The sequence below is a fragment of the Elioraea sp. Yellowstone genome (assembly GCF_006704265.1).
Taxonomy (GTDB): domain Bacteria; phylum Pseudomonadota; class Alphaproteobacteria; order Acetobacterales; family Acetobacteraceae; genus Elioraea.
In genome coordinates this window covers 37,799-49,023 of the sequence record NZ_VIKA01000008.1, presented here as the reverse complement: position 1 = coordinate 49,023, position 11,225 = coordinate 37,799, and the positions used below count along the sequence as shown (strand labels likewise).

General features: G+C 71.3%; 14 protein-coding genes and 2 pseudogenes. 3 read left to right on the top strand and 13 right to left on the bottom strand.

Features of this window, described 5'->3' with window-relative positions:
- Positions 1-147: hypothetical protein (locus FK498_RS02850; protein ID WP_237560816.1), on the bottom strand; the 147-nt coding region annotated here is incomplete at its 3' end.
- A gap of 108 nt (positions 148-255) precedes the next feature.
- Here FK498_RS02850 and FK498_RS02845 point away from each other — a divergent pair.
- The gene (locus FK498_RS02845) at positions 256-858 is read left to right on the top strand and encodes an N-acetyltransferase (protein WP_141851327.1); all 603 of its coding nucleotides are present in this window, start codon (positions 256-258) and stop codon (positions 856-858) included.
- A gap of 12 nt (positions 859-870) precedes the next feature.
- Here FK498_RS02845 and FK498_RS02840 read toward each other — a convergent pair whose 3' ends face one another.
- The 10 genes and pseudogenes from FK498_RS02840 to FK498_RS02795 form a co-directional block, all read right to left on the bottom strand.
- Positions 871-1,536, bottom strand: a complete 666-nt coding sequence (locus FK498_RS02840; RefSeq protein ID WP_141851325.1) for a hypothetical protein — start codon at positions 1,534-1,536, stop codon at positions 871-873.
- Between the two features lie 116 nt (positions 1,537-1,652).
- A complete protein-coding gene (gene ltnD / locus FK498_RS02835) occupies positions 1,653-2,549 on the bottom strand; it encodes an L-threonate dehydrogenase (RefSeq protein WP_141851323.1) in 897 nt (298 codons plus the stop codon).
- A 12-nt stretch (positions 2,550-2,561) separates the two neighbouring features.
- Positions 2,562-3,310: pseudogene (locus FK498_RS02830) on the bottom strand (DctP family TRAP transporter solute-binding subunit).
- Positions 3,268-4,134, bottom strand: coding sequence for a transketolase family protein (locus tag FK498_RS02820; RefSeq protein WP_141851317.1), 867 nt, complete (start codon positions 4,132-4,134; stop codon positions 3,268-3,270). The pseudogene FK498_RS02830 and the gene FK498_RS02820 overlap by 43 nt, the downstream one beginning before the upstream one ends.
- Before the next feature lies 1 nt (position 4,135).
- A pseudogene (locus tag FK498_RS02815) lies at positions 4,136-4,354 on the bottom strand (hypothetical protein); the annotation flags it as partial.
- A 15-nt stretch (positions 4,355-4,369) separates the two neighbouring features.
- Positions 4,370-4,498: a hypothetical protein gene (locus FK498_RS20090; RefSeq protein ID WP_255581459.1), complete on the bottom strand. Its 129-nt coding sequence runs from the start codon at positions 4,496-4,498 to the stop codon at positions 4,370-4,372.
- Positions 4,499-4,581: 83 nt separating this feature from the next.
- Entirely contained in the window at positions 4,582-5,199 is a 618-nt protein-coding gene (locus tag FK498_RS02810) for a 2-dehydro-3-deoxy-6-phosphogalactonate aldolase (protein WP_141851313.1), read from the bottom strand.
- A complete protein-coding gene (locus FK498_RS02805) occupies positions 5,196-6,056 on the bottom strand; it encodes a 2-dehydro-3-deoxygalactonokinase (RefSeq protein ID WP_141851311.1) in 861 nt (286 codons plus the stop codon). Before FK498_RS02805 ends, FK498_RS02810 begins: the two co-directional genes overlap by 4 nt.
- A gap of 1 nt (position 6,057) precedes the next feature.
- A complete protein-coding gene (locus tag FK498_RS02800; RefSeq protein WP_141851309.1) occupies positions 6,058-6,834 on the bottom strand; it encodes an ABC transporter permease in 777 nt (258 codons plus the stop codon).
- A 7-nt stretch (positions 6,835-6,841) separates the two neighbouring features.
- Positions 6,842-7,864: an ABC transporter substrate-binding protein gene (locus tag FK498_RS02795; protein ID WP_141851307.1), complete on the bottom strand. Its 1,023-nt coding sequence runs from the start codon at positions 7,862-7,864 to the stop codon at positions 6,842-6,844.
- 66 nt (positions 7,865-7,930) lie between these two features.
- Here FK498_RS02795 and FK498_RS02790 point away from each other — a divergent pair, with 66 nt between their 5' ends.
- On the top strand, positions 7,931-8,482 hold the full coding sequence (locus tag FK498_RS02790; RefSeq protein WP_202614718.1) for a GNAT family N-acetyltransferase: 552 nt from the start codon (positions 7,931-7,933) through the stop codon (positions 8,480-8,482).
- Positions 8,483-8,486: 4 nt separating this feature from the next.
- Positions 8,487-9,656, top strand: a complete 1,170-nt coding sequence (locus FK498_RS02785; protein ID WP_161988288.1) for an MFS transporter — start codon at positions 8,487-8,489, stop codon at positions 9,654-9,656.
- 3 nt (positions 9,657-9,659) lie between these two features.
- Here FK498_RS02785 and FK498_RS02780 read toward each other — a convergent pair whose 3' ends face one another.
- Both FK498_RS02780 and FK498_RS02775 read right to left on the bottom strand, forming a co-directional pair.
- The gene (locus tag FK498_RS02780) at positions 9,660-10,715 is read right to left on the bottom strand and encodes a glycerophosphodiester phosphodiesterase family protein (protein WP_161988287.1); all 1,056 of its coding nucleotides are present in this window, start codon (positions 10,713-10,715) and stop codon (positions 9,660-9,662) included.
- Positions 10,716-10,840: 125 nt separating this feature from the next.
- A complete protein-coding gene (locus FK498_RS02775; protein WP_141851301.1) occupies positions 10,841-11,173 on the bottom strand; it encodes a DUF1491 family protein in 333 nt (110 codons plus the stop codon).
- Positions 11,174-11,225: the final 52 nt, after the last annotated feature.

Below are 11,225 nucleotides of genomic sequence, written 5' to 3'. Positions count from 1 at the left end.
GGCGCGGATGGCGGCGCGCGCCGCCTCGGCCTCGGCGCGGAAGGCGGCGAGCGTGGCATCGCGGCCGAAGCGCTCGAGCAGCACCGCCGCCTGGGGCGCGCGCAGCAGCCGGTCGATCGAGGGGATCGGACTGCGGGGGAAGGCCATCCGCGCCAGCATGCGGCGGGAACCTCGTGCGTGCCATGGGGTTTGTGCGCCGGCCGCGGCTGCGTCAGCCTTGCCGCACGAGAGAGGTCGCGATCGACAGGAGCGGGGATGGCGCTCGCACCCGGCTACCACGACGTTCCCGCCGGACACGTGCCGGCGGTGGTCACGCATCTCGAGATGACCACGAGGCCGCCGCCGCGGCCGCTCTCCGGCGCCTGGCCGCTCCGTCTGGTCGAGCGGCCGGAGCCGGCGTGGTACCGCGACCTCTACCGCCGGATCGGCACGCAGCATCTCTGGGCCATGCGACTCGGCTGGTCGGACGAGACGATGCGCGCCAGGCTGCACCATGCGGCCGTCGAGATCTGGGCGCTGCGCGTCGGGGAGACGGACGAGGGCCTAGCCGAGCTCGACTTCGCGACCGAGGGAAGCTGCGAGATCCGGCTGTTCGGCGTCACCGCGGCGCTGCACGGCACCGGCGCGGCGCGCAGCCTGATGACGCACGCGCTCGACCGCGCCTGGTCGCGGCCGGGGCTCCGCCGGGTCTGGCTGCATACCTGCTCGCTCGACCATCCGCGCGCGCTCGGCTTCTACCTGCGCTCGGGCTTCGTGCCGTTCAGGTACCAGATCGAGATCATGCCCGACCCGCGGCTCGACGGCACGCTGCCCGAGGACGCGGCCCCCGGTGTGCCGATCATCCGGGCACGGCCGTGATCGGGGCGGCGGCTACTTGCGCCGCACGATCCAGCCCGAGAACTTGCCGACGCTGCCCTTCGGATAATCGTTGCGCTTGCCGCCGATGTCCCAGCCCACCGGCGTGTCGTCGGCATTGTAGGCCACCGACGCCCCGTCCTTCATCCTGGTGACGTGGACGTGCCCGTCCCACGGGTCGCAGACGCAGCCATAGCCGGCGTGGAACTCGTCGATCACCACGAAATGCGCGCCGCCGCCGTTCCACACCACGTGGCCGATCACCGGCGCCCCGTTGTCGGTGGCATTCTTCGCGGCCTTGGCGAAGCCGGTCTCGCCGGCGTTGGCGCACTCCCAGTTGCCGAGCCCAAGATTGCCGAGCACCGCAGGGAACTTCATCGCATCCGAGTACTGGCTGCCGTCATAGGGCGAACCGGTGACCTTCGTGTACTCGGCATAGACCTGCTTCTCGGTCTTCACCGCGGCGTCGAAGGCGGCCTTGCTCAGCGTCGCGCCGACATAGGAGCCGATGATCGGCACCACGGAGACCGCGCTGCCGGCGGCCATGCCGGCGAGCATGAGGCCCTTCTTCATCTTGAAGTTGACCATCATCATGCAGGCCATGCCGCAGGAGTTCTGCGCGTGCTGGGCATAGACCATGTGCGCGCTCGCGAAGCGCGTCAGCCGCAGGAACCAGGACATGGCGTCGCGTCCCCCATCCGTCCATGCGGCGCACCGCGCCGGCGCGGTGCGTCAGGATCGGGTCGATAATACCAGGGAACGTTCCTGCAGCAAATGAGGCAGGCGCATGCCGGGCGTCAGCCCCGCTTCGGCGGCAGGCCAATGCCCGCGAGCATCTGCCAGAAGCGGATGACGAAGGCGTCGTCGCGCCCGCCGTACCCGGCCGCCGAGACGCCGAGGAAGAGCTGGTGGGCCGCCGCGGTGAGCGGCAGCGGGAAGGTCATGCCGCGCGCCGCGTCCAGCACGATGCCGAGGTCCTTGACGAAGATGTCGATCGCCGAGCGCGGCGTGTCGTCGCCCTCGAGGATGTGCGGCACGCGGTCGCCGAACATCCAGGAGTTGCCGGCCGCGGTGGTGATGACCTCGTAGAGCATTCCCGGATCCGCGCCCGCACGGATGCCGAGCGCCATGGCCTCGGCGGCGGCGGCGATGTGCACCCCGGCGAGCAGCTGGTTGACCATCTTCACCGTGCTGCCGATGCCCGGCGCGTCGCCAAGCCGCCAAGTCTTGCGCGCGATCGCGGCGAGCACGGGCTCGGCCTTGGCGAAGGCGGCTTCGGATCCGGAGGCCATCACCACCATCGTGCCCTCGGCAGCACCCTTCGCCCCGCCCGAAACCGGCGCATCGAGCCAGAGCAGCCCCGCCGCCTCGGCTTCGGCCGCGAGAGCGCGTGCCGCCTCCGGTGCGACCGTCGCCGAACCGATGACCACAGCGCCCGGCGCGAGGCGCGGCGCCGCGCCGTCGGGGCCGAACAGCGCCGCCTCGGTCTGTTGCGCGTTCACGACCAGCACCAGCGCCGCCTCGGTGCCCTCGGGGATCTCGCCGGGGCGCGCGACCGCCCTGCCGCCCGCGGCGGCGAACGCCTCGCGCGCCTCCGCGCGCGGATCGACGCCCGTGATCTCGTGGCCCGACTTCAGCAGATTGAGCGCCGCCCCCATCCCCATCGAGCCGAGCCCGATCGCCGCGACCTTCATGCCGTTTCCTCATCAGAGACGGATCGTGAGCGCCGGAACGTAGCTGAACAGCAGCAGCACCGTAAGGCCCGCCGGCCAGCGCCCGACGCGGGGCAGCGCGCGCAGCAGCACATTCACCGCGACCTTCGGGTTGGCGCGGAACTCGGCGAGCAGCGTCGTGTCACTCTCCTTCATCAGGCGCCGGCTCATCGCCTCGGCCTCCTTCATGGCGTCGGTGAGGAGCCGCCAGTCTCCATCGCTGATTCGGGCGCACGCGATCCGGCTGACCAGCACGGACGAGCACTCCCACTTGTGGGCGGAGAACGAGATGCAGCGGTTGACCTCGTAGAGCTTGGACGAGTGGATGTTCGCGAGCGCATTCTCCTGCCCGTCCACCACGCCCTGCTGGAGCGCAACATGGAGCTCGCTGAAGGCGATCTGCTGCGCCGCCGCGCCGAGCGCCTGGAAGGTGTCGATGGCGGCGGGATCGGCCGGCGTGCGGATCCGCACACCGCGCAGGTCGTGCGGGACGGTGATCGGGCGGCGCGAGTTGGTGATGTGGCGGATGCCGTTGTCCCAGTAGCCGATCAGCAACAGGCCGAGCGGCCGAACCGATTCGCGCGATCCCGCCCGATCTGGCCATTGACCAGTCTGCATGCCGCCTCGCTGGTGGCGAACAGGAAGGGCAAGCCAAGGGCGGCCATCTCCGGTGCCAGGCTGGAGGCCGGCCCCTGGCTGTTCACCGAGATGTCGAGCGTGCCGGTGCGGCGGCCCGCAAGCATCGCAAGAGCGTCACCGTATCGATCGGCTTGATCGAGTAGAGATCGACGACGCGAAGCCCGATGCCCTCGCGCGCCAGGATGTCATGCGCATCGAGCGACGCCTTCACCAGGTTGCCGATGGCGAAGATCGTGGCGTGGCTGCCGTCGCGCAGCAGGTGCGAGCCGCCGCGCGTCCAGCCCGGCGGGCGATCGTACACCGGCACCTCGCGCCCCCGCCCGGCCCGGACATAGACCGGCCCATCATGATCGAGCATGGCCGGGATCGCGGCGCGGATCGCGTTGGCATCGCACGGCGCCATCACGGTCAGGTTGGCGGTCGCGCGCAGCAGGCCGATGTCCTCGCAGCAATGGTGCGAGATGCCGTAGAAGCCCATGGCGATGCCGCTGTGCGTGCCCACCATGCGAATCTTGAGGTTGGTGTAGGCGAGATCGTTGCGGATGTTCTCCGCCCCCATCAGGGCCAGGAAGAACGAGTAGTTGCTGATGACGGGCGTGAAGCCGACGGTGGCGAGCCCGGCCGTCGCGCCGATCATGTTCCGCTCGGCGATGCCGAAGTTGAAGTAGCGGTCGGGGAAGCGCCGGCCGAAATTGATGACCTGCGTGGGCCGACCGAGATCGGCGGTGCAGACGACGATGTCGTCGCGGCCCTGTTCGGCGAGTTCGATCAGCACCTCCCCGGTCGGCAGTTGCAGCGACAGGTTGAGGCTAGCCACCATGTCCCACGACGCTCCGTCGAAGCCGGGCTTCACGGTTGACTCGCTCATGTCCACGGCCGGGTTCCGGATCGCCGCATAGGCCGCGCGGCCGGTGCTGGCGTTCGTCATCTCAGGCGAGCCCCTTCTCGATCTCGGCGAGAGCGCGGTCGCGGTCGTTGGGGCCGAGGAAGCCGAGATGCCACTGCCACGTGCCCTCCATGAAGGACACGCCCTTGCCCGCGACGGTATCGGCCAGGATCACGCTCGGCCGGTCCTTCGGACGGTTGAGCGCCCAGTCGAGCGCCCCGCACACAGCGTCGAGGTCGTGCCCGTCGATGCGGCACACGCGCCAGCCGAACGCCGCCTACTTCTCCTGCAGCGGCTCGTTGTTCATCGTCTCCGCGGCCCGCCCGTCGGAGCCGACCGCGTTGATGTCGACGATGCCGACGAGGGTGGCCAGCCGGAATCGGACGACCCCAAGGTCGTTGCGCATGTGCTGGCCTTCCCACGCGACGCCTCCGATGCGGTCGCGCGGTTCGCCACTTGGCTGACCGGAGCGCTCGGGCTGCCGGGCACTCAGCCGAGTGCCGCGACGAAGGCGCGCGCGCGTCGCCCCACCATTGCCGCGTCGTCGCCCGGGCGGTAGAGCGCACTGCCGACGCCGAATCCCGCCGCGCCAGCCGCGCGCCACGCCGCGACCGTATCGGGCGCTACTCCGCCCACCGGCAGCACCGGCAGGTCCTGTGGCAGCACCGCGCGAAGGGCCTTGAGCAGCGCCGGTCCGCCGATCTCGGCCGGGAACAGTTTCAGCGCATCCGCGCCGGCATCGATCGCGGCGAAGGTGTCGGTCGCCGTGAACACGCCCGGCAGCGCCATCAGCCCGCGCCGCGCCGCATGCCGGATCACCGCGACGTCCGCGTGCGGCATTACGATCAGCCGCCCCCCCGCCTCGGCGACCCGATCCACCTCCGCCGGCGTGCGCACCGTGCCCGCACCGACCAGGATGTCGGCCGCAAGCGCCTCGGAGAGCCGCGCGATCGAGGCGAAGGGTGCGGGCGAGTTCAGCGGCACCTCGATCACGCACCATCCCGCCTCGACGACGGCCTGCGCGATCGGCACCACCTCCTCAGGGCGGACCCCGCGCAGGATCGCGACGAAGGGCGAACGCGCGAGCCAGGGGGCGATGCGGCTCATGCGATCCCCGCCTCGCGCGCGATCGCGAACAGGCCGCGCGCGGCGGTCTCCTCGCCATGCCTTGTGGCCGCGATGCCGAAGCAGGCGAGCGCGCGCGCGTAGCGCCCGGTCAGAGCCGGGCTGCCGACCAGATGAACCTCGCGCGCCTCGGCGGCGAGCTCGGCGATCTCGTGACCGATCAGCAGCCCGGAGAGCAGCGACGGCAGCGCGGCGGGCGCGAGCCGGCCGAGAAGCACGCCGGCGCGCAGGCCGAACAGGTGGTGCAGCAGCCCGCCCTCCGCGCGGACGCACGCGAGGCCGGCCTCGAACGCCGCCGCATCGTCGCCTGCGTCCTCGGGGATCAGCGGCGCGAGGATCGACTGCGCGCGCATCAGGCCGAACAGCTCGCCGGTCATCGCCGTGCGGAAACCCACCACCTGACCATCCTCGACCACCGCCCATTTGCTGTGCGTGCCCGGCAGGCAGAGCACGTGCCGGCCCGGGCCGAGCGCCGCCGTCACACCCATGATCTGCGTCTCCTCGCCGCGCATCACGTCGGGCGGGTCCTGCGACACGCCGGGCACGATCCAGACGCGGTCAATCCCCGGAACCGGCGCGAGCGCGGCGGCGATCGCCGCGAGCCCGGCAGGTGCTGCGACGTAGGGCGCCTCCACCCAGCCCTGGCGGCTGCCGATCATGCCGCACATCAGCACGGGCGCCGGTCGCCACACGCCGACCGCGCGGCCGAGCACGGCGGCGAAGTCGCGATCCGCGAGCGCGCGGATGCCGAACGGACCGGCGACGCGGTCCTGCACCGTCCCGTCCGGCGCGAGCCGCCAGGCGCGGAACGAGGTGAGGCCCCAGTCGACCGCGATCATCTCAGCCGCCCGTCGCGTAGGCCGGGGCACCGCGCGTCGCCCAGCGCGTGAAGCGACGCTCGATCAGCGCGGCGATGCCGTACATCGCGACCGCGAGCGCCGCGATCAGCAGCAGGGCGGCGAACATGCGCGGCACGTTCGCCGAGGCATCGCGCAGCATCAGGAAGCCGATGCCGCGATTCGCCGCCACCGTCTCGCTGATCACCGAGCCCACGAAGGCGAGCGTGATCGCGACCTTGAGCGAGGCGAAGAAGTAGGGAAGCGAGCGCGGGATCGCAACCTTCAGCATGATGTCGCGCCTCCTCGCGCCGAGACTGCGCAGCACGTCGAGCAGTTCGGGCTCGACCGTCGCGACACCGGTCGCGACGTTCACCACGATCGGGAAGAAGCTGATCAGGAAGGCGGTGATGATCGCTGGCACCGTGCCGATGCCGACCCAGATCACCAGCACCGGCACGATCGCCACCTTGGGGATCGCGTTGAAGGCGACCAGCAGCGGATAGATCGCCGCGTACAGCCAGGCCGAGGCGCCGATCGCAACCCCGAGGAACAGCCCGAACGCGACCGCGATCGCGAACCCGGCAAGCGTCGTGAGGAGTGTCTGCTCCGCGTTCAGCCAGATTCCCTCGCGGAACCGCCAGAGCGCCTCGAAGATCGCCGAAGGTGCGGGCAGGATGAAAGGACTGATCCCGCTGACCCGACAATGGGTCTCCCAGACGAGGAACAGCCCGATCGTGACCAGCCAGGGGGCCGCTGCCCGCGTCGCGAGAAAGCGCATCGGCAGGTCACGTCAGCATGCGCTCGGCGGCCGGCGGCAGGAACCCCGCGTCGAACAGATCGGCGGGCGCGATCCGGCGCGGCAGATCGAGCGCCGCGCTCACCTGCTCGATCGAGGCGGCGAGCCGGTCCTGCCCGGCCCCGCCCCAGCCGTCGCGGCGCACGCGCTCGGTCAGCACGTTGTCGGCGAGCGCCATGCGCAGCCGCTCGGTCTCGATCGCCTCGTCGACCAGCGGGTCGGTCGCCTTCAGCGCCGCGATCGCGCGGGTGGGGTCGGCGACGATGTCGCGCATCGCACGGACGGTCGCGCGCAGGAAGCCGCGCACCTGCTCGCCCCGCTCGGCCAGCATGCGCGGCGAGGCGAGGATGCCGTTGCCGTAGAACGGCAGGCCGTGACGGGAATAGAGGAACACGACGATGTCGTTCGCGGGTACGCCGCGCGCCCGGAGTTCCAGGATCGAGGTATAGAAATGCCCGGTGACGAAATCGACCTCGCCGCGCACTAGCATGGTCTCGCGCAAGGGCGGGGCCATCGCCTGCACCCGTACCTTCGATCGGTCCACGCCGGTGGCCGCGCAGAACGCCGGGAAGAGCCGGAACGAGGCGTCGAACTGCGGCGCGCCGAGCGTCTTGCCCTCGAGATCCTTGGGCGTCGCGATGCCCTTGTGCTTCAGCGTCAGGATCGAGAACGGTGCGGCATCGAACAGCACCATCACGCCCTTGATCGGCGCGCTCGGATTGTTCGCGTTGTACTCGATCGCGCTGTTCAGGTCGGCGAAGCCCATGTCGTAGGCGCCGCCGACGATGCGCTGGATCGCGCCCGCGCTGCCCTGGCCGGCATCCACGGTCACGTTCAGCCCCTCGGCGCGGTAGTAGCCGGCACGGTTCGCGTGCAGGAACACCGCGTTCGGGCCCTGGAACGTCCAGTCGAGCGTGAAGCGGATCGGTGCGCCCTGCGCGGCTGCGGGGCGGATCGCGGGGGCGGCGAGAAGGCCGGCGAGCACGGCCCGGCGTGAGGCGGCGAGCGTCATCGGTTGGGTCTCCCGGGGAGGTGGCAGAGGGTAGCGGCCTTGCAGTCCGCATGCCACGCTCGCGGGATGATCTCAACGCCCGACTTCGTGCCCAGGCTCCTCACCGGCCGGCTGGTGCTGCGCGGCTTCGCCGAGGCCGATCTCGACGCCTATGCGGCGATGCAGGCCGACCCGGAGGTGATGCGGCATCTCGGCGTCGGCCCCTCGGCGGGCCGGCCGCGCACGCGCGAGGAGAGCTGGACCGGCATGGCCGTGCTGATGGGCCAGTGGGCGCTCAAGGGATACGGCATGTTCACGGTGGAGGAACGCGCGACCGGCCGGTTCCTCGGCCGTGCCGGCATCCTGCATCTCGCCGGCTGGCCCGAACCCGAGCTTGCCTACGCCCTCGCCCGCGCCGCCTGGGGCCGCGGCTTCGCCACCGAGGCGTGCCGCGCCGCGCTGGACTGGGCCTGGACGCATGTGCCGGCCCAGCGGATCGTGAGCTTCGTCAAGCCCGGGAACATCGCGTCGGAGCGGGTCGCGGCCCGGCTCGGCGCAGTGCGCGAAGGGCCATGCGAGCTGCTCGGCGTGCCCTGCGACCTCTGGGTCCACCGGCGCGTCCCGACTGCACTCGCCTGAAACCGTGACCGCGATTCGGGCGCTCGGTGCCCTGGTGGGCGCGGTGTCGCTCAGCCAATGGGCGCGCACCCTGCCGGCGGTGATCGCCGGCGGCGTGACGGGCGAGTTCGGCCTTTCCGAGGCAGGGCTCGCGGTGGCGACCGCGATGGTGCATCTCGGATTCGCGGTCGGGCAGGTCCCGTCCGGGGTGGCGCTCGACCGGGTCGGCCCGCGGCTGACAGCGAGCGTGCTGCTCGCCATCGCCACGGCGGGGCTTGCGCTGAGCGCGGCTGCGCCCGGCGCGTGGAGCTTCGCGCTCGGCCAGTTCCTCACCGGGCTCGGCTGCTCCGGCGTGTTCATGGCCGCATTGATGGTGGCAGCGCAGTTGCTGCCGGCCGACCGGTTCGGCCAGGTCGCCGGGCTGATGCCGGCGCTATCCGGGATCGGGCTGCTTGCGTCCGGCACGCCCTCGGCATGGCTGATCGGCATCGCCGGCTGGCGCGCCGCCCCGACCGCGGCAGCCGGCGCGGGCGTGCTGTGCCTGTTCGCGGCATGGCGGCTGGTGCCACCGGTCGGGTCTCGGCGTCCCGGGCAGCGGAGTCTCGGCTCCGAATGCCTCGAGGTGCTGCTGCTCGCGGCCTCGCGCGGGCTGCGGGCACCGGTGACGCTTGCCTTCGTCGGCTATCCGGCCACGCTGGCCTTGCGCGGGCTCTGGGCGGGGCCGTGGCTGACCGGCCGGCTGGGCTTCGGATTGGTGGCGGCCGGCAACGTCCTGGCGGCGCTGTCGGTCGTGATGTCGCTTTCACCCGCCCTGTTCGGCTGGCTCGATCGCCACCTGCCGAGCCGCACGCGCGTGGTGGGGATCGCTCACCTCGCCGCCGCCGCCTCGCTCGCCTGGCTGCCGCTGGCGGGCGGCGGAGCAGCCCCTGACATCGCCGCGATGATGCTGGTCGGGATGCTGATCGGCAGCCACGTGCTGCTCTACCCGATGACGCGCGAGGCCGCCCCCGACGGCACGACGGGCAAGGCGCTCTCGGCGGTGAACCTCTCGTTCTTCGTCGGCCTCGTCGTGTTGCAGCCGCTCTCGGGCCTGGCTGCGCGTCTGGCGGGGCTGCCGGGCGCACTGGCGGTGTTCGCCGTCGCGCTGGCGGCGGGCAGTGCGGCGTTCCTCACGCTCGCCCGGCAGCCCCGCTGAGCCTCAGGCGAGGCGGCGACGCGCCGCGAGCAGCCCCGCGACGCCGAGCCCGAGCAGCGCGAGCGAGGCCGGCTCCGGCACGGGGTAGAGCGCATCGCGCGCCGCCACGGCAAGGTCGGGCGCGTTGCTGAAGATGCCGTCCACGCCGCGGGCATAGAGCGTGTCGTGCAGCGCGGCGTTGGCAAGCGAGACCGTGTAGGCGTGCACCAGGAGCCCGGCGGCGTGCGCGCGGTCGATGCAGGCCTGCGTCGCCTGACTGGTGCTCGTGCCGATCCCAGCCGCGTACTGGGCGATCGCCTCCGCGGCCGCTGCGGTCGTCGGGCAGCTCGTCAGATAGACCACCGGCAGATCAGAGTTTGCCGAGAGGTGCTGCACGATCGACTGGTCGAAGGACTGGAGGAACACGTTGCCGAAGCTGCCGTCGAAGAACCCGCCGTATTTCGGATCAGCCAGCGCGGCCAGCATCGCGTCGGCGATGGCGAGGTTGTAGGTGGCATTGCCGGAGATCGTCTTCACCTCGGGATAGACCCCGACGATCCGGCCGGTGGTGCTGTAGAGGTCGTAGACATAGTCCAGCACGTCGTAGAAGGTTGGCACGGCGAAGTTCTCGGTGCCGTCGTAGTATGGGCTGGTGGCGGGATTCGAGTAGGCCGCGCCGCCACGCGAGGTCGCGCCCAGCTTCTGGATGTCCGCATAGGTCAGGGTATCGATGTAGTACTGCCGGGTGGCGCCCACCTGCGTACCCTTGGCGAACAGGTCGGGGTCGCTTGCCGCGACCTGCTGGACATTGGTGGTCGCGTTCAGCGACCGGTCATGGCGCGCGACCAGCACGCCGTCGGCGGTCAGGAACAGGTCGGGCTCGATGAAGTCCGCGCGCATCTGCACCGCGAGCCGGTATGCCTCCATCGTGTGCTCGGGCAGGTAGTTGCTGGCGCCACGATGGGCGATCACGATCGGACGGTCGGCAAGCGGCGCTGCGGCCACCTCGACCGGCAAGAGGGAGATTCCTGCAAGCATCGCGCAGGCGATCGAGGGGACCGCGACGGAACGGCGCAGCATCGTCATGACTCCGGCATGGATTGCGGGGAACAGGCCATCGCGGCCGCGATGGCCCTCGCGAACGTACCGGCATCCGCACGCGCTTGTGTGAAGTCGCCATGACGTTGCGGCGGCGATCGCCGATGTCAGAGCAGCCGCGCCTCGAACGGCGGTACGAGATCGGGGGCGTCGATCTCGACCACCCAGAGATCCGGGTCCCGCTTCACTTGGCGCGCGAGATAGGCGTCCACGCCCGCCTGATCGGCCGGCGCCTCGCCGGTGCCGCGCACCCAGGCCGGCCGGCCCTCGGCGTCGCGCGCCTGCGCAAGCACGATCGAGCCGGCCTGCCCGCGCAGCACGACCAGGATGCCGCCTGAGTCCGGGTCGCCCTTGCGCAACACCACCGCCGCGCGCGCCATGCGGTCGCACTGGCGGATCACGGCGCGCACCCACAGCCCGGTCTTCAGCCGTGCCTCCATGGAGGTCTCCCCTGTCTCGACGCGGCGCATCGCACCACCTAGTCTCGCACGG